This is a genomic window from Kitasatospora sp. NPDC038210 (genome assembly GCF_055600605.1).
Genome location: NZ_JBVJYK010000053.1, coordinates 1 through 16781, shown reverse-complemented (window position 1 = coordinate 16781; position 16781 = coordinate 1). Strand labels below are relative to the sequence as shown.

18 protein-coding genes are annotated in these 16781 nt (G+C 73.5%); 9 read left to right on the top strand and 9 right to left on the bottom strand.

Annotation, left to right across the window (positions count from 1 at the left end; genetic code table 11):
- The coding region (locus tag ACZ7KX_RS41785; protein ID WP_470331185.1) for a hypothetical protein at window positions 1–882 on the top strand (882 nt) is incomplete at its 5' end.
- A gap of 328 nt (window positions 883–1210) precedes the next feature.
- Here ACZ7KX_RS41785 and ACZ7KX_RS41780 read toward each other — a convergent pair.
- Window positions 1211–1522 (bottom strand): helix-turn-helix domain-containing protein, encoded by a 312-nt coding sequence (locus ACZ7KX_RS41780; RefSeq protein WP_470331184.1) that lies wholly within the window; start codon window positions 1520–1522, stop codon window positions 1211–1213.
- Between the two features lie 137 nt (window positions 1523–1659).
- On the opposite strand from ACZ7KX_RS41780, the gene ACZ7KX_RS41775 reads away from it, so the two are divergent.
- Window positions 1660–2622 carry a hypothetical protein gene (locus tag ACZ7KX_RS41775; RefSeq protein WP_470331183.1) on the top strand — a complete coding sequence of 321 codons (963 nt, stop codon included), beginning with the start codon at window positions 1660–1662 and terminating at the stop codon, window positions 2620–2622.
- A gap of 382 nt (window positions 2623–3004) precedes the next feature.
- Here ACZ7KX_RS41775 and mobF read toward each other — a convergent pair whose 3' ends face one another.
- Window positions 3005–7132 carry a MobF family relaxase gene (gene mobF / locus ACZ7KX_RS41770; protein WP_470331182.1) on the bottom strand — a complete coding sequence of 1376 codons (4128 nt, stop codon included), beginning with the start codon at window positions 7130–7132 and terminating at the stop codon, window positions 3005–3007.
- Between the two features lie 288 nt (window positions 7133–7420).
- Here mobF and ACZ7KX_RS41765 point away from each other — a divergent pair, with 288 nt between their 5' ends.
- From ACZ7KX_RS41765 to ACZ7KX_RS41755, 3 genes are all read left to right on the top strand, one after another.
- Window positions 7421–7810 carry a hypothetical protein gene (locus tag ACZ7KX_RS41765; protein WP_470331181.1) on the top strand — a complete coding sequence of 130 codons (390 nt, stop codon included), beginning with the start codon at window positions 7421–7423 and terminating at the stop codon, window positions 7808–7810.
- Between the two features lie 724 nt (window positions 7811–8534).
- Window positions 8535–9221: a nucleotide-binding protein gene (locus ACZ7KX_RS41760; RefSeq protein WP_470331180.1), complete on the top strand. Its 687-nt coding sequence runs from the start codon at window positions 8535–8537 to the stop codon at window positions 9219–9221.
- Entirely contained in the window at window positions 9221–9580 is a 360-nt protein-coding gene (locus ACZ7KX_RS41755; RefSeq protein WP_470331179.1) for a hypothetical protein, read from the top strand. The genes ACZ7KX_RS41760 and ACZ7KX_RS41755 overlap by 1 nt, the downstream gene beginning before the upstream one ends.
- Window positions 9581–10162: 582 nt before the next feature.
- Here the strand turns inward: ACZ7KX_RS41755 and ACZ7KX_RS41750 are convergent.
- The 7 genes from ACZ7KX_RS41750 to ACZ7KX_RS41720 all read right to left on the bottom strand — a co-directional run bounded on the left by ACZ7KX_RS41750 (window position 10163) and on the right by ACZ7KX_RS41720 (window position 13072).
- A complete protein-coding gene (locus ACZ7KX_RS41750; RefSeq protein WP_470331178.1) occupies window positions 10163–10333 on the bottom strand; it encodes a hypothetical protein in 171 nt (56 codons plus the stop codon).
- 25 nt (window positions 10334–10358) lie between these two features.
- The gene (locus ACZ7KX_RS41745) at window positions 10359–11243 is read right to left on the bottom strand and encodes a hypothetical protein (protein WP_470331177.1); all 885 of its coding nucleotides are present in this window, start codon (window positions 11241–11243) and stop codon (window positions 10359–10361) included.
- Window positions 11243–11650 carry a hypothetical protein gene (locus ACZ7KX_RS41740; RefSeq protein WP_470331176.1) on the bottom strand — a complete coding sequence of 136 codons (408 nt, stop codon included), beginning with the start codon at window positions 11648–11650 and terminating at the stop codon, window positions 11243–11245. The genes ACZ7KX_RS41745 and ACZ7KX_RS41740 overlap by 1 nt, the downstream gene beginning before the upstream one ends.
- Before the next feature lie 20 nt (window positions 11651–11670).
- Window positions 11671–12372 (bottom strand): hypothetical protein, encoded by a 702-nt coding sequence (locus tag ACZ7KX_RS41735; protein ID WP_470331175.1) that lies wholly within the window; start codon window positions 12370–12372, stop codon window positions 11671–11673.
- A 156-nt stretch (window positions 12373–12528) separates the two neighbouring features.
- On the bottom strand, window positions 12529–12711 hold the full coding sequence (locus tag ACZ7KX_RS41730) for a hypothetical protein (RefSeq protein ID WP_470331174.1): 183 nt from the start codon (window positions 12709–12711) through the stop codon (window positions 12529–12531).
- Window positions 12708–12953 (bottom strand): hypothetical protein, encoded by a 246-nt coding sequence (locus ACZ7KX_RS41725; protein ID WP_470331173.1) that lies wholly within the window; start codon window positions 12951–12953, stop codon window positions 12708–12710. Before ACZ7KX_RS41725 ends, ACZ7KX_RS41730 begins: the two co-directional genes overlap by 4 nt.
- Entirely contained in the window at window positions 12950–13072 is a 123-nt protein-coding gene (locus ACZ7KX_RS41720) for a hypothetical protein (RefSeq protein ID WP_470331172.1), read from the bottom strand. The genes ACZ7KX_RS41725 and ACZ7KX_RS41720 overlap by 4 nt, the downstream gene beginning before the upstream one ends.
- A 312-nt stretch (window positions 13073–13384) precedes the next feature.
- Between ACZ7KX_RS41720 and ACZ7KX_RS41715 the strand changes: the two genes are divergently transcribed.
- From ACZ7KX_RS41715 to ACZ7KX_RS41700, 4 genes are all read left to right on the top strand, one after another.
- On the top strand, window positions 13385–14131 hold the full coding sequence (locus tag ACZ7KX_RS41715; protein ID WP_470331171.1) for a GntR family transcriptional regulator: 747 nt from the start codon (window positions 13385–13387) through the stop codon (window positions 14129–14131).
- A 69-nt stretch (window positions 14132–14200) separates the two neighbouring features.
- The gene (locus ACZ7KX_RS41710) at window positions 14201–15190 is read left to right on the top strand and encodes a hypothetical protein (protein WP_470331170.1); all 990 of its coding nucleotides are present in this window, start codon (window positions 14201–14203) and stop codon (window positions 15188–15190) included.
- A gap of 54 nt (window positions 15191–15244) precedes the next feature.
- The gene (locus tag ACZ7KX_RS41705) at window positions 15245–15973 is read left to right on the top strand and encodes a hypothetical protein (protein WP_470331169.1); all 729 of its coding nucleotides are present in this window, start codon (window positions 15245–15247) and stop codon (window positions 15971–15973) included.
- Window positions 15974–16221: 248 nt separating this feature from the next.
- Window positions 16222–16781 (top strand): hypothetical protein (locus ACZ7KX_RS41700; RefSeq protein ID WP_470331168.1); only part of this gene is annotated, 560 nt, incomplete at its 3' end.

The window sequence follows — 16781 nt, the reverse complement described above, 5'->3', positions numbered from 1 at the left end:
GGCCTGCCGGTGCTCGACGCCGACGGCGAGCCGGTCACCGTGCCCACCGGACGGCGCGTCGTGCAGCCCCGCGCCACCCGCGGCTCCAGCTGGAGCCCGGAGAAGCCCGGCGCCGACCAGAAGCGCCACGGCGCCCGCCTCGGCGGCCAGCACGCCAACCCGCGCATGGCCAACCGCGCGGTCGAGCGCCACCAGGGCGGCCGGGCCGTGCTGGTCACCGCCGACGGCTCGCACGACGGCATCACCTACTGGACCACCGACGAGAACGGCGCCCGGGTGCAGACCACCGCGCCCGTACGCGGCCTGGCCGCTCTCCAGTACCTCCAGCCCACCAAGGTGATCCGCCGCAAGTCGCTCTCCCGCATGCACCGCTTCCGCAACAGCGGCACCCCCTCGGGCTGGATGATCGTGCCCGACGGCGAGTCCATGGGCGAGGCCTTGGCCGCGTCGGTCGGCCAGGGCCAGCGCCTCACGCTCGGCCTCGCCGCCGGCCTCGCCGCCGCCGGGCACCCCGCACCGCCCCGCCCGGCCGGATCCACCGGCGGGCGGATCGCCGAGCTGCGCGCCAAGCTCGCCCACCGCCTGGTCCCGGCCGGGGTCGACCCCGTCACCGGCGAGATCACCGATGTGCCCCGCCCGCCGGTGGCGGTGCTCGGCCGGGACGAGCTCGCCGCCCGCTTCCGGGCCGAGCGCTCCGCCACCGCGCCCGACCGCAGCAGCCGCCGCCACCTCGCCCAGCGCTTCACCGTGCCCGCCCCGGCCGGGCCCGAGCACGACCAGACGGCGCACTGCGCGGACTGCGGCCACGAGCTGGCTCCGGTCCTCGTCGCCGACGGTGCCCACATCGGGTGCCAGCCCAACCCCCTGATCGAGAGGTTCTGATGACCACCCGCCGCCCGCTCGGCCCCGGCTTCGACCCGGCCCGCCAGGACGTCGCCGACCCCGCGCCGCACCGCCCCGGCCGTACCGTCGCTGAGCTCGCCGCCGACACGCCCGCCTCCGTCCCGCTGCTGCCCGCGCGGCCAACCGGTCGCCGCCCGTTGTTGCCGCTCCGACCAGCACCAACGCCCCCGCCAACAACCGGCTGACCGGTAGGGGAGGGGACCGGCCCGCCCCTTTGGCGAGGGGCGGGCCGGGCGTCGGTCTTGGCGGGTAATCTCGCAAGATTGACCGCCAAACGTCGCACGAGTGCGAGGCGTATCACCCGAGGTCAACGGGCGGTGCGAGGGCTTTCGAGGTGGCGGGCAGCGGTGAGTGTCTGCCCCTGCTGCACGGCGTCGCGCACCCGGTAGGGCAGGCGCTTGTTCATCTCCAGGGCCGCGAAGCCGGACAGCAGCTCACTCGGGGTCAGGCCCCAGTGCCAGCACACGAGGTCGAACAGCCGCCACGTCACCGTGCCCCGGAACGCCCGGCTGACGGACGGTTGGCTGACGCCGAGGCCGGCGGCCAGGGCTACCTGGTTCTCACCGGTCCACGCGGCGATCAGTCGGATGGTCTCGGCGAGCCTCTTCTCAGTACCCATGCCCGTATTCAACCAGTGAATAGCCAATGCGGTCTACGCATACAGCCGGGGCCGTCCGCAGGTCGCCACCCCGCGCCGGGTGATCGACGCGGCCAAGAAGCGTGAGGGCGGGCGCGCTATCTAGCATGATTGCCCGCATGAGTCCGACGGTTCAGTACACGGTGGCGGTGGTGGAGGAGCGGCTGCGGCTGCTCGACCTGGTGGCCAAGATGGCGGCCGACGAGGAGCGGGCCTGGCTCGCCCAAGAGCGCGAGGGGCACATCGGCCTGCGCGGCGGGAAGCTGGCGCGGGCCCGCCGGGTGACCCGGGAGAAGCTCGCGCAGGAGCGGGAGGCCGGCAACCTCGCCGGGAGCCGCGACTGGCTGCTCGTGCCCGGGGTCCGGGCCGAGCTCGCCGCCCGGGGCTGGGACCGCGACTGGCCGCCGCTCCCCACCGGGGCGCTCGCCGCGGGCCGTCGCTGGGGTACCGCACCCGGCCGCTACGAGGGCAGGCACGACGAGGGCGAGACGAAGTTCCTCGGCCGGCTCGGGCTCCGGCTGCCGCGCGAGATCGGCGAGCGGCTCCAACGGGCCTGCCACTGGCACAACGCGAAGATCGAGAAGGAACTCCAGGAGTGGGCCGACCTGTGGGGGGACGGGCCCGAGGTGATCATGCGGGAGTCGATCCGCGAGCACGGCGGGGTCACCCAGCTCGCTGGGATGCTCGCCGCCCTCACCCCCACCCCGACCATGGAGGAGCTCGGCCGGCGGGCCGAGCTGCGCGCCCAGGTGGTCACCACCGGCGACATCCTGCGCGCCGCGCTCGACCGCGCCCTGACCGAGGCCCCCGAGCGGGCCCGCCGCGAGAAAATCCGGCTGCGCAACGCCGCCGCGAAGGCCCGCAAGGACGCCGCCTGGGCCGACGGCCGAGCCGAGCAGGCCCGGGACGAGCAGAAGACCGCGGAGGCCGAGAACAAAGCCGAGGACGCGGAGAAGGCCGGGAAGGACGTCCAGTACTTCACCACCCTGGCCGCCCACTACCGCTTCGAGGCCGAGCGGTGCGCCACCCGCGCCGACGAGGTCGGCGACCTCATCGGCCAGCTGAAGGCCTACCGGGCCTGACGCCGGGGCAGCGCCCCCGGCCTCGGTGGATCTTGGGTTCTTGAAACCCGGGGCCCGGGCTGGCGACCAATCTTGCAAGATTACCCGCCATTGGGGCCGGGTTCCCTTTGGAGTCCTCTTCGGAGTCCCGTTTCAGGTCCTCTTTGGAGTCCCGTTTCGGGTGCCGTTTCGGGTTCTGCAGCCCGGTCGCCGAAGGCCTCGCGGACAAGGGGTCTGACCTGCTGGTCAAGGGGTGCGGACAAGGGGTCGGCGGGCGCCGACTTCTTCCGTACGGCACCCCTTCGCCGAGGGCCGGGCCGCTTCCGGGGCGGAGCAAGCTATCGCGTGGGGCAGCCCCAGGGGGCCGACCCACGCAGGTTCCGACCGAGGGCGGCCGGGGAGATCAGCGGCCGAGGCTCGGGCCGGAGCGGCCTTGGGTGGGCGGCTCGTACCGGTACGAGTACTGGTCGTACTGCCGCTGCCGTTCCGCCGCGCGTGCCTGCTCGGCGGCCCGCCGCTCGTTCGCCTCGCGGATCGCGGCGGTGCGCTCGACGGCCTCGGTGGTGCGGCGGCCGGCGGGCAGCTGCTCGCGCACCGCGGCTTCCTCGCGCAGGCCGGCCGCGCGCCCGGCCAGCTGCTCGGCGCTGGCCCACTGCCCGGCCGCGTCCTTCAGCAGCCGCTGGTAGTCGGCGAGGTCGTTGCGGCCCAGGCGCTCGGCGAGGTCGGGCAGCTTGGCCCGCTCCTCCGTGATGCGCCGCTCCAACGGCCGGTAGTCGGTGAAGCCAAGGGCCTTGTATGTCTCGTCCTTGGCCTGGCGCCGCAGGTCGTCGGCCTGGCCGCGCATCTCGACGGCCTGCCGGTTCAGGGGCTGGATCTGCTCGGTGCGGGCGTTGACCTGGTCGCGGATCGCTGCGGCGGCCTCCAGCATCCCCTTGCGCTGGAAGGTCAGGGCGGAGCGCCTGAGCGCGGCCCGCTCGCGGACCTTCGCCTCGATCCGCATCTCCTCGCGGTTCTGGGCGTACATCCCGGCCGTGGTGGTGTCGATCTCCTTCGCGCCCTGGTCGAGCACGTCGGCCCGGCCGAGCAGCTGCTCGGCGGCGTCCAGGTGCCCGGCCACCTTGGCCACCCGCCGGGCCCCGGGCGCCTGGTCGGTGCCCAGCACGGAGCCCAACCGCTCGGCCTGGGCTTCGAGCTGGCGGGCCTTCACGCGGGCCCGCTCGGCCTCGAACTCGGCCTTCTCCGAGCGCGGCAGCAGCGCGCTCGTGGCCACCCGGCCGAACTCCCGCTCGCGCCACCCGGGCACGGCCGGGGCCGGCGGCTCGGCGTCCGGGGTCGGCAGCACGCGGCCGGTGCGGAACTCGGCGAGCTCCGCGCGCAGGCGCTCGGCGAGCTCCGCCGGATCCACCGGCGCCTGGTCGCGCTGGGCCGGGACCTCGGCCACCTCGGCCGGGACGGGGGAGGGGGCGGCCTGCTGCTGCTTGGGCACGACCTGGTGGTGCTGCTCGTCGGCCTGCTCGGCCGCACGGCTGGCCGTAAGCTCGTCCAGCACCATCACGTCGCCCTGGTCGCGCTCGAGTTCGCGCCCGTACGCCGCCACCGCCCGGTCCAGGCGCTCCGCCTCGCTGCGCGCCTCGCCCAGCGACAGCCGGGTGACGTCGTCCTCCAACTCCCGCAGCGGCAGGAACAGGCGCGTCTCCTGCCGCGCCCGGGACAGCGCCGGGTAGAGGCTGTGGGCGTCCGCGCCGTGGCCGGAGGCGATCGTCACCTCGCTGGTCAGGCCCTGCGCCGAGCCGATCGTCATCGCGTAGCCGTGGGTCAGCCGGCCTTCGGCGACATCGCGCGGACTCATCCACGCCTGGTTGGTGCGGTGCCCGCCGGAGCCGTCCGGGCGGCGCCACTCGACCAGCACGCCGCGCCGCTCGTCCACCGCCAGGGCGACGCCGCGGAAGCCGTTCAGCACGTCGGGTTCGTCGCCGCGCCGGGACCGGTAGTCGTTGCGGCGCACGTGGACCAGGTCCCCGGCCGCGAACTCCACCCGCCCGTCCGGGGCCCGGAAGCCGTGCCCGCCGTCGAGTTCGCCGGCCTCGACCAGCAGCGCCCGCGCCCCGGCGTTGAGCTCGGCGACGTCCGCCCGCCGGGCCGCCAGCAGCAGCAACTCGGCGACCTGGCCGTGCGGGTCACCGGCCCACCTGGCGCGCGCGCCGTCCCACGCGGTGAGCATCGCCGCGCGGGCCTGCTCGGCGGTGTCGGTCGCCTGCACCCGGCCGTGCTCGGCCAGCATCGCCAGCGCGCTGGTGCGCCCGCCGTCGCGCCACGTCGACAGCGCGGCCCGCTCCACCGGGTCGGTCTGACGGCGGTTCTCATCGAGGACCAGGCCGTCCACGAGCTGGTGGACCCGGGCGAAGCCGCCGCCGATCCCGACCGCCCGCAGCTGCATCGGGTCGCCGACCGCGACGACCTTCGTGCCGGTCTCGGCGGCGTGCCGCAGCAGTGCGGCGAGCGCCCGGTCGTCCACCATCGCGGCCTCGTCGATGACCAGCACGCCGACCCCCGCGAGGCCCTGGCCGCCGGTGATGTCGCGGGTCCAGGCGGCGATCGTGCGCGCGTCGATCCCGGCCTCGGCCGTCAGGTTCGCCGCAGCGACGGCCGCCGTCGACGCGCCGACCACGGAAAGGCCGGCGGCCTCCCAGCCGGTGCGGGCGGCTTGCATCAAGGTGGTCTTGCCCGCCCCGGCGACACCGATCACCGCCTCGGCGGCGTGACCGGCGGTCAGCAGCCGCTCGATCACCGCGCGCTGCTGCGCGGAGAACCGGAACTCGCGCTCGGCGGTCGACTTCGCCACCTCGGTCGCGGCGATCGTCAGCTCGGCCGCCTCGGCGGTGAGCTGCGCCAGCCCCCGGCCGTAGCCGGTCGCCGCCGACTCGATGATGGTCGACTCCGCCTCGATCACGCTGGTGTGGGTGTAGCGCTGGCGGTGCACCTGGTGGTGCCGGTTGGAGTCGGTCAGCCGCACCGCGTGCCCGTCGACGGCGAGCACTTGGCCGGTCAGCTCGGTGAGCTGGTCGACGGAGTCCAGGTACGGGAGTTCCTGCACGACGGCCGCGAGCACGTGCGTGTGGCCCACCGCCTTCTTCGACGCCACCAGGCCGTGCTCGCCGTCCCAGATCCGCGCGGCGATCTGCTCTGGCGTGGGCAGCACCGGACCGCCCGGGCCACCGGTCGCGGGGCCGGTTCCGTCCGGGCCGGGCAGCGCGCCGCGCACCATCGCGTCGACCGCGCGCCCCGCCTCGGCCAGCACCGCCTGGCGCTCGTCGTCGGTCAGGTTGGTGAGGTCGCCGGCCACCGCGGCGACCGCCTGCGCGCGCCAGTTGGTGCGCTCGCTGGCCTGCTCGGCGGGGTCGAGCTTGGCCTCGGCGGTGCGCCGCGCGGCGGCCTTCTGCTGGTCGCGGGTGGCTCCCTCGCCGACGTCGCCGACGACCTGGCGGTGACGGCGGGAGAACGCCTCGCGCAGCTGCTCGCTGACCCCCACGAGCTCCCACGCGCCGGTGGTCTCCGAGCGCTCGAACCGCGCGCCGTGCCGCTCGGTGAGGCGCGCCCGGAGGCGGGCCTCTGCGAGCTCGTTGGTCAGGTGCGCGTGCCGCAGCAGGTCCTCGGCGCCAGCGGCGATCGTGCGCCACCGGCCGTCCTCGCCCTTGGCCATGTGCGCGATGTTCACGTGGACGTGCAGGTGCGGATCTCCCACCGCGCCGTCCACCGGCCGCGCGCTGCGGTGCAGTGTCGTCCACCCCAGGAACCCCGAGGTGGCGACGCGCTCGGCGCGCTGGCCGGACCCGTGGTGGCCGGCCATCCCGTACGCCGTCCACTGCTCCAGTGCCGCGACCGCGTCGCCGACGGACGCGAGCCACTCCTCTTCGAGCTCGGCCGCCAGCTCGTCCCCGGCGAGTGCCCACGCCGTCGAGATCGACTTCGGCAGGTCGAGCACGAGGTCGACGCCGCGCAGACCGACGTCGACGTGCCGCTTGGCGAACGGGCGGGCCTCGGCGACGACGTCCGCGCCGTACAGCTCGGCGACGTCGAGCCCGGCCGCGCTGGCGATCCGCTCGGCGTCGGCCAGCGGCAGCAGGTGTCGCTCGCCCTCGCGGCGCAGGCCTCGCTCGGCGCGCTCGAACCGCTCGGCCAGCCGGGCATCACCTAGGTACGCGGCCGCGGTCATCCCGTCGGCCTTCGCGGCCTGGGTGACGGCGTCGACCACCACCTTCGCGGGCACCTTCCCGCGCGGGTCGAGCACCTGCTTGCGCTTCACCAGCTGCTCACCGGTGCGCCAGTCCCGACCATCCATCAGCGCCCGCGCCGCGTCCACGTCGACGGGTCCGCCGGCGGTCAGGTCGAGCTCGGCCAGGCCGCTGCCGATCCACCGCAGATCGCGCTCGGAGGCGAGCCGGTACTCGACCTGGGCGTCGTGCTCGACGTCGCACCCGCAGTCGCGGGAGAGCCGGTAGTCGACCTGCTCGGCGGCCCGGATCGGCGTCACCCACCCCACTGACCGATCCACCCCCTTCGCCGCCTTTGTCCGCCCGGCGGACCTTGATCGCGTATCGAAGATACCTGGAGTGCTGTAGTGGTCTTGGTAGTGGGTGTGTGCTGGTTGGTGTGGTTGGTCGGTTTGGGATGGTTTGGTGTGTATGTCGGTTGATGTGGTGGTGAGTTGGTCTGCTGGGTTGAGTGGTGTTCGGTGGTTTGGTCGTGTGGGTGGTCGGGCTGCTGGAAAGGTGGTGGTGGGTCGGTGAGGGCGCTGGGGATCGGGGAGCGGGGAGAGGCAGTGACGTACGTCTACGGCTGCGGGGTGTGCCAGACCATCAGCCACCACGGCAGCGAGGGGGAGGCGGAGGCCGAGCGCGCCGGCCACCGACTCAAGGTCCACCACGGCCGGGTGCCGATGGGGGAGTGGATCACCGACACCACCCCGCAGCCCATGCCGCCCGGGCTGCCCGCGCCGCTGGGTCCGCTGTCCGTCGCGCGCTGGCTGCTCGGCACCTGGCCCGGCCGCGCCGTCGCGCTCGTCCTGGTGGTCATCGTGGTCCGCGTCGGGTTGTTCATCAGCGACCTGCCGCCGCTGTTCGCCCCGGTGCCGCCCGCAACGTCGCCGGCGCCCTCGTGGACGAACCCCTTCGCGTCCGAGGCGCCCACCGCCGCCCCGTCCCCTCGGTGACGGCCCGGCCGGGGGCCGCCGGGCCTTGGCGGGTAATCTCGCAAGATTGCCCGCCCAGACCGCGCGGGCCGGTTGCTTCTGAGGTTGCCTCTGAGGTTGCCTCTGGGGGTTGCTTCTTGAGGTTGCCCACGGGGTTGCCTACGGGGTTGCCTCAGCCCTCGGGCGGCCGGGGCCGTTTTCGCAGGTCAAGTCATGGACATTCGACTGTCCATAGGGCCGGCAACTTCCCTGGGGCCTCGATGGCCCCAGGGAAGTTGCCCGTGCCGGTCGGCAGCACCTGGTGTTCCCGCTGCTCGCCCTGGTGGTCGGCTGCGCCGAGCGCCGGGCCGTCGCGGCTCGCTCGGCCCGGCGGCGAGGACCAGGCCGCCGCCGCCGAGCAGGCCGGCGGCTGGCTCGACGGGTCGTCACCGAGGTTGCCTACGGACTGGTCTACGGAGTGGTCCACGGACTGGCCCACCGAGTTGTCTACGGAGTGGCCTACGGAGTGGTCTTCGATCGCCCGGTGCGGGCGCGTGGACAAGGGGTCTGACCTGCTGGTCAAGGGGTGCGGACAAGGGGTCGGCGGGCGCCGACTACTTCCCTACGACACCCTTCGGCGGGGCTGCGGTGCTCGGGAAGTCCGGGTTCGCCGGCGCCGACTGCTCACGCGGGCCTGGAGTGATACGGGTATCTCGCGTGCGACAGTGGCCCGGCAGGCCGGACGACTCAGCACGAGGAGGACCAGGTGCCGCTGATCGAGCTGCCGAGGATCGAGACCCCGTTGGACGCGCCGCCCGGCGTGGGCGAGGTGACCGTCATCGCCATGCTGAAGGGCGGTGCCGGGAAGACCACTTCCGCGGTCTACCTCGCGCTGGTGCTGCACGCGCTCGGGTACACCGTGGTGGTCGTGGACGCCGACAGCGTGAGCCAGACCGCGTACGGCTGGGCCCGCGACGCGGCCGAGGCCGGCACCCCGCTGCCGTTCACCGTCGAGCGCTACCCGTTCCCCGACCTCGGCGAGTACGTCACCCAGCTCCGCAAGGAGTACCAGCACGTCATCGTGGACGTCGGCGGAGGCAACGCCGCGCTGCTCGCCGACGTCCTGGAGCGCGCCACCCGGCTGGTCATCACCCTGGCCCCGTCGAAGTTCGACCAGAAGCAGCTCACCGCCACGTTCAAGCAGGCCCGGACCGCCGCGGCCCAGCACGAGGCGGACGGGTTCGCGGTCTACGTGCTGCTCACCCGCTGCGACGCCCGGACGAGTCAGCCGGGGAAGGCCCGCGAGCAGCTGGAGGCGGACGGGCGGCCGGTGATGGACACCGAGATCCCGCAGCGCGTGGAGTACGAGCGGGCGATCGACACCCGCCCGGCCAACCTGGACGACTACCGGAAGGTGTGGTCGGAGATCCAGGAAGCGGAGGCGGCTGCCTGATGGTCCGAGCGCAACGGCTGGGTCCGCCCGAGGACCAGGTGGTGCCGGAGCTGACCACCGTCGACCAGCTCACCGACGAGGAGCGCCGGCGCATCGCGGCACGTATGCCCGCCACTGGCCGGCCCCGCGCCGACGCGCCCCGCCCGGCGCCCGCGCCGACCAGGCCGGAGCCGGAGATGACCCGCCGCAGCTGGTACGCGGAGAAGGACGCCAGCGACGCCCTGGCCCGCGCGGTGGACGACCTGCACTTCGCCACCCGGGTGCCGAAGCACCGGATCGTCAGCGCGCTGTTCCGCCTCGCCGCCGAGCACCAGCTCCTGGCGCTCGACGGCCTGCGACGCCCCGAAGAGCACCCGTAGCACGGGTGATACGCCTCGTACGTCGCACGGGTGCGAGGCGTATCACTCCAGATCAACGGGCAAGAGGCGCGGGCGTTGGCGCGCTATCTAGCATGATTGCCCGCCTCTGCGGCGGGTCACCCAGTCCGGGGCTGGCCTTCCAAGTGCTCGGCCCGCCATCGTCCTTGACCTCACGGGTCGGGGCCTGCGGGTCTCCCCCGGTGGACGGCTCGCGGTGGTGGCCGCGCCCGGCCGGGGCCGAACGGCTCGGCCGCCGTCAAGGCGGTCGACCCTCCGGGGAGTTTCGGCGGTGGAGCGAAGCGGAGCCGGCGAAACTCCCCGGAGGGTTTGCCGGGCGGTCCCGGCCGGGGGTGGCAGGGTTCGGAGGCGTCTGCCGGGGGAGACCCGCAGTGCTCTGGCCCGCACCACCCACCCGGCGGTCAGGTCCAAGATCAACCGGGGCACCCTCCCTCGGGCGGATGGCCCGCCGGAGGCATGCCTTGAGCCGCACCCGCGCTCCCTCCGACGGCAGGGTCCGGGCATGACCGAGCCCCCGCCAGCGGGTGCTGACGGGGGCTTCGGTGGGTCAGGGTCTGGGTGGGGTCAGGCGTCCTCTTCGGCGAGTCCGTGGCGGCGTTCCCACTCGCGCCAGCAACTGCGCACGAGGCCCTGGGTCACCGGGTCGGGGTCGTCCTGGTGCCGCTCGATCGCGGCGCACAGCTCCTCCATGGTGAACTCCGGGATGACCTTGTCGGGCCAGCGGTCGGTGGTCATGGCAGGTGCCTCTCGGGTCGGCGGGTCAGGCGGCGCTGGTGCTGTGGACGATGATCGTCCGGGAGGGGTTGTCCGGGTCGGCGCGCATGACGAACCCCTCTCGGGTGGACCACTCTTCGGCGTTGTTGGCGTTGTTGTTGTTGCTCTGACCTGCGACAACAACGCCACCAGGGGCGGCCTCAGAAGGGGAGGGGAGCGGGGGCACGTCGTCGTGGTGGATGCCGGGCACACTGACGCCCTCCACCCGCACCCCTCCGCGGACCTCCACGCGGGCCTCCCGCAGGAGCGCGCGGACGGCCTTCCCGGACCGCTTCCAGAGGGGGTGCTCGGCGGCCAGATGGGCGGTCACGGCGGTGAGGGCGACGTGGGTGCCGGCGGCCCCCAGAACGGCCACCGCGCGACGGGCGTCGGCGGGGGTCGGGACGGTCGCCGCCGGGGCCTCGGCGGGCTCGTCCTCGAGCTCCTCCTCGGCCTGGTCGTCGTCGTCCTCGTCGGAGTCGTCGGCCTGGTCGCCGCCGTCGGTGGTGGCGGCCTCGGCCGCGGGCTTGGCGTTGGGGTCGGGCTGACCGGCGATCAGCGCGGCGATCACCCACAGGGCGAGGGTGCCGCCGACGACGGTCGGCACCCACTTCCCCACGATCGGCCAGAGCAGGATCAGCGCGACGATCGTGCCGCCGATCCGCTTCGCCCACGTGACGAACGGGTGCTCGGCGTCCTCGGCCGGGGCGGCCTCCGGCTTCGGCGCGGGGTGGTTGGGGCAGTGCTCGGCGTGGGTGGGGTTCTTCTTGTGGTCCGGGTGCTCGCACGGGTCCGGCTCGGGCTTGGCGGTGCGGGCCTTCACGGCCTTGATGATCCGTCGGTTCCCGGCGGCGAACGTGGCCAGGTTGACGCCCTCGAACAGCTCGCGCATCAGGCACCGAACCCGTGCAGCAGGGAGGCGAGGACGGTCACCGGAATGGCCAGCAGTCCCCCGGCGGTCGACAGTGCGCCCGGCAGCGCGACGCCCACGATCAGGTCCTTGCCCATGTGGGGCTTGCTGCCGAAACCGATCAGGATCAGCAGCAGCGCGACGGCGCCGGCGCCGATCGGGCCGACGGTGCCGGACTGCGCGTTGAGCGACTGGCTGATCGTGGTCGACACGGTGCCGATCTGGCTCAGGGCCTGCCCGGCCCCGGCGGCGAGCAGGCCGAGCGCGGCGCCCCAGTAGATGACGTGGTGCGACTTGACCGGCTGGAGCTTGCCCCCGCCCTTCTTGTGCAGGAACAGGGCGACGACGATCAACAGGATGGCGCCGCCGGACCCGATGGCTCCGAACATGGTGGTGAACTCCCTCGGTATCAGTTGAAGATGCTGTTGATCAGGTGGTTGAACAGCGGGCCGGACAGGGCCAGCAGGGGCGCGAGCTTGCACGCGGCGGCCAGCGCGGAGGCGACGGGGACGCGGACCAGGACCAGGGCGGGCAGGCGGATGACGCCGCGCACCTCGGACACCCGGGTCATGTGGCCGGTGGCATCCCGGCGCATCCACAGGTCGAGCGCCCACCCGGCGGCCAGCACGACGTACGCGCCGATCCCCTGCGCGTCGGCCCACTGGACCAGGCCGACCGCGTAACCGACGCTCGCCGACAGGGCGGTGAGGACGCACCAGCGCCGGAAGCGGCGGGCGCGCTCGCTGGAGTCGACCTTGTGCAGCATCGACGCGCGGCGCTGGGCCCGGCGCTGGCGCTGGCGGTCCTCGTCGCGCCGGCGCTTGGAGACCTCGCGCTGACGGGCGGCGCGCTCCTTGGGGGTCTTGCCCTCCGCGACGTACACGGCGTCACGGTCGGCGCGCTCGCGGCGCTGGCGTGCGAGGCGTTCCTCGGGGGTCTCGGTGATGGTCTGGCTGAGCCGGTCGAGCGCCTCAACGGTGCGCTGCTGCGCCCGGTCGGCCGCGGCGATGTTCTCCGGGGTCCAGACGGCAGCGGCGGTCTGGGACCACCAGGTGGTCGGCAGGCCGACCGTGGGCGCGTAGTTCGGGGGCGGGGGCGGAGGAGTGGTCACCGGTTCCCCCGCCGAACCTGCACGACGAACATGGCGGAGAGGCCGAAGAAGATCGCGGCGTCCACCAGGATGAACACCAGGCAGATGATGTTGCCGATCATGTGCGTGCCCTTCTCGGGGCGGGCCCGGCCGGAGCCGGGCCCTGGGGTGGACGGGTCAGGAGGAGCGCCACCAGGCGCGGGGGGCGGGGGCGGTGCCGCCGTAGACGGCGCGGTCGCGGGCCTGCTCGCGGCGGATGAACGCCTGCTCGCCTCGGCGGGACGCCTCGCGGTTGGCCTTCGCTCGGCGCTGCTGGCCGGTCTGCTGCGGCTTCTCGCCGCGTCCGAGGCCGAACATCACGCCCCCGGCCTGACGTCGCCGGTGACGATGAACGGGTTGCCGTCCATCTCGCACAGGGCGCGGAACCGGGCGTGTCCGTTCGTTCCGTCGGTGGTGCCGTCGGTGAGTTCGACCCGGCGGCACCACGGCTCGCGCATCAGCTCGGTGACCGTGCCGGCCGTCACCGGCGCGGCGACCTGGTACGCCAGCTCGGGCACCCGGCGGACCGTGCCGAGGATCGGCAGGTCGAGGATCTCCTTCACTTCGAGCCCCCGACCTTGCCGAGCAGCACGCCGAGCAGGCGGGCGGCGCCGGCGGTGGCGCGGGCGATGTCCTCGGGGGTGATCGGCGGCACCTTGGGGGCCGGTGCGATCCTGTTCATGCGCGTTCCCACCTTCCTGGGATCTGCGCGGGAGCCGCCCAGGGTCAGAGCTGGGCGGCTCTTCGCTTTTACAGGTCACCCGCTGAGGAACAGCGGGGATGGAGCGATGTGCGCCGCCGGAAAGGCCGAGGTCAGAGGCTCGGAAGCGGTGAACCGCTTCGATGCCTCTCCGGCGTCGCAGGATCACTCTGCCTGAGCACCTGACTACCTGTCAACACACCTGACAGGCTGGACAACCTGATAAGCCAGGTGGTTACATGGCAAGCGGCTAGCTAAGGTGGTGACCATCCGTCACCAATAGGAGGAATCGACGTGCCCGAGATCGAACGCCCGGCCCCCGCCTACCAGCAGGTGGTGACCCACCTGCGGGAGCAGATCGACAGCGGCGCCCTGGCCCCGGGCGACCCGCTCCCGTCCGCCACCGAGCTGGCCCGCGACTGGGGCGTCAGCCGGCCGACTGCCCAGCGCGCCATCAACACGCTCGCCGCCGAGAAGCTGATCGAGACCCGACCGGGCCAGGTCGCCCGGGTGAAGGGCAGCCCCAAGCCGCTGCACCGCTCCGGAATGGACAGGGCTGTGGCCACTCGGAAGACCGGCAAGATCTACGGCGACACCGGCGAGTACGCCCGGATCGTCGCGGCGGAGCTGACCGAGGCCCCGGCCGACGTCGCCGAGGTCCTGGGCATCGAGCCCGGGGCGCCGGCCATCCGCCGACTGCGCATCACGTTCTCCCGCGACGACAAGCCGCTGTCGGCGAGCACCAGTTGGTACGACGGTGCCCTCGCCGAACGGGCCCCGCTGCTCCTGGTCCCCGAGCGGATCATCAAGGGCTCGTGGGGCTACCTGGAGGAGGTGACCGGTCAGCGTGCGGTGGTCGGCCGGGACGCCATCGACGTCCGACTTGCCACCGAGGCCGACGCGCTCGCCCTGGGCCTCACGCTCCCGGCTGCGGTGAAGGAGGCCTCGACCATCCTGCGCACCGGCGACCAGGTGGTCGTGGAGTACGGCGTGTCCGTCTCCGGCCCCGGCCGCGTGTCGGTGTACGACTACGAGCTCTGATCAGGCCAGACAGCAAAGTGGGCCGCCCGGCTGTACCCCGGAGCGGCCCCGTGATCCACGGAGGTTCCCGTGTCCCACACCACGCAGTATGACCGACCGCGAACCATCGGGTGGCCGACCGGCCTCCTGTTCGCCGCCCTGTTCCTCATCTGCGCCGCCGTCGGCATGGCCGGGGCGTACGGCACCTACAGCAACGCCAAGGCGGTGTTCCACGACTCCGGTCGGGCGCTGTCGCTCGTCGCTGGCGGCGAGGGTGTCGTCCTGGTGCTCGGTGTCGCCATGCTCGGCCTGACCCTCATCCAGCGCCCCTACCCGGCCGCGCTCCGCCTCGCCTTGGTCGCGGTGCCTGCCGCCGCCTCGGTGGCCGGGGTGGTCATCGCGCCGACGCTGGCCGACGCCGCCGCCTACGCCATCTCCCCCATGGCGATGACCGCTGCCGCCGAGCTGTCCGGCCTGCTGGCCCGCTCGATCGTGGTGAGCCGGACCGGGGTGGACGCCGAGGCCCAGCGTCGCGCCGCCGATGCGACCCGGCGCCTGGCCTACCACCGCGCCCGCGCCGCCGGCCACCCCGACGAGAAGACCCGTGCCCGCTCCGAGCGCGCTGCGTGGCGGCTCGCCGCACAGGTCGGCGAGGGCGACCTCCAGCTCGGCGCGGACCTGGCCGAGGTGCAGCGCGAGCGGCTCACCATCGCCGCCGACGACGCCCTGTCCGGGATGTTCACCCTCGTCGCCGTAGCACCCGCCGTAGCACTCGAAGCGCAGGTCAACGCCCCTGTCGGAGCCCCGGCCGTAGCACCCGCGCTGCCCGCCGTAGCACCCGTAGCACCCGGCGCTACGGGTGCCGCGCTCGCCGACGTATGCACGGTCGCCGGCATCGCCGAGCCCGTCCCCGGCGAGGCCATCACCGACGACCAGGTGGCCGCGGTGCTGCGGTGGCTCAAGTTCTCCACCAACCCCCCGATGTCCGGTCGCGCGGCCATCGCCGCGTTCCGCAGCGGCGGCTACGTCGCCACCGAGGCCCGGCTGTGGGATGCCTGGCGCTCCATCAGCAACCCCTGACCGGATCGCCCAAACCGGCACGAACCGTCAGACCCACTCGGGAGGATGACCACCATGACCGATCAGCAGAACCCCGCCGAGAACGCCTCCGCCGCCCAGGCCGCCACCGTGAACCTGCTCCTGCCCGCCGAGCCCGACGTCCTGGGCGACCTCTACGCGATGGAGGAGGCATTGCTGATCCAGCTGCGCCCGCTGCCCGGCGACGACGGCGAGTCGTGGTCGCCGCTGCCCGGCCACGTCGACGGCGAGGCCATCTACCAGTCGTACCTGCGGGTCCTCGACGCCCTGACGCCCGGCATGGCCGACGTGGTCTACGGCCGGGCCGACCTGGTGCCCGGCGTGCCGATGCTGGTCGGCGCGGACGGCCGCACGGAGCTGGTGCAGCTGCTCGACGTCCAGGTGAAGGCGCGGGACCTGATCCACCTGGGCTGGCTGCGTGACGAGCTGGCCAAGGCGGAGGACGACCTGTCGACCTTCCTCGACGACGCCGCCGGCGATCGGCACGCCCCGTGGTGGACGGGGGAGGGCACCGACGGCGCGGCCGTCGCGGCCTGGGCCCGCCGGGCGCTCGCCCCGGTGCTCAAGCGCGAGATCACGCGGGAGGAGGCGGCCGACCGGGCCGAGCTGCTGGCCGTGGTGCGAGCCGGGGCCGGCCAGGAGCGGATCGAGCTCACCCCGGCCCAGGAGGAGGTCTACGGCCGGTACATGGTCGCGCTGATCCGGGCCAGCGCCAGCAGCCGCACCGATGCCGATCTCACCGCCTTCACCACGGGCCTGCTGTGACCGAGGTGACCTGAAGACCAGCAGAAACACCGAGGGCCGGTCCCCGCGGACGGGGGCCGGCCCTCAACGGTCTTCCAGATCACATCCGGCACTTTCGCGCCGTACGCCACGCCGAACGCCCGAATAGGGCATGATCGGTCGTCAATAGACCTGAAAACGCGAGAAGACCGGGTGTTCCACCACCCGGCCTCTCTAGGCGATCAGGTCCAAGAATTCGCTCGCCGCGATAACACAGGACACCTGACCACTTGAACCCGATGGTAGCGGGTGGCACAGCCATCCGCGCAACAACTCCTCCGACAGTCACCGGCCTGAGTGACGCTCCCGCCCCGGCGGTCGAGCCCCGGTCGGTTTCTTCGCGTACCAAGATCACCAGCGCCGAGACCAAGATCAACTCTCTGGCGCTGTTCGCCATGCCCACCACCGGACCGTCAGCCCGCAACGCCGCGAACCCCGCTGACGCCGCCTCGGCCTTGGGGCTTGTCACATCGGCCATCTCTTCCCGACTTTTCGCCGCGACCGGCCGCCCAACGGCGCCGGGAGCCCCGGCGGACGGAAAACCGCAGGTCAAGGGGCGGAAGGTTCGGCGGGGACGCGGGTTCCCCGGCGCCGAGCTGATCGGGCACGTCCGCGACCACTTCGGCCCGGAGCTCGACCCGGACGAGTGGGAGGCTGCCCGCGACCGCTCGCCGTTCATGTCCCCGCAGCGCGCGGCCGCCGCGCACTGGGACGGCGGCCAGTCGATCGAGTGGACCCTGTACGTCAGCCCCGGCGCCGTCCGGATCGGCTCGCACGACTCCCAGGCCAA

Coding starts and splice junctions, on each gene's coding strand:
- ACZ7KX_RS41775 (WP_470331183.1), top strand. CDS start 1,660: ATGAGTCCGACGGTTCAGTACACGGTGGCGGTGGTGGAGGAGCGGCTG.
- ACZ7KX_RS41780 (WP_470331184.1), bottom strand. CDS start 1,522: ATGGGTACTGAGAAGAGGCTCGCCGAGACCATCCGACTGATCGCCGCG.
- ACZ7KX_RS41755 (WP_470331179.1), top strand. CDS start 9,221: ATGGTCCGAGCGCAACGGCTGGGTCCGCCCGAGGACCAGGTGGTGCCG.
- ACZ7KX_RS41705 (WP_470331169.1), top strand. CDS start 15,245: ATGACCGATCAGCAGAACCCCGCCGAGAACGCCTCCGCCGCCCAGGCC.
- ACZ7KX_RS41745 (WP_470331177.1), bottom strand. CDS start 11,243: ATGCGCGAGCTGTTCGAGGGCGTCAACCTGGCCACGTTCGCCGCCGGG.
- ACZ7KX_RS41740 (WP_470331176.1), bottom strand. CDS start 11,650: ATGTTCGGAGCCATCGGGTCCGGCGGCGCCATCCTGTTGATCGTCGTC.
- ACZ7KX_RS41750 (WP_470331178.1), bottom strand. CDS start 10,333: ATGACCACCGACCGCTGGCCCGACAAGGTCATCCCGGAGTTCACCATG.
- ACZ7KX_RS41720 (WP_470331172.1), bottom strand. CDS start 13,072: ATGAACAGGATCGCACCGGCCCCCAAGGTGCCGCCGATCACCCCCGAG.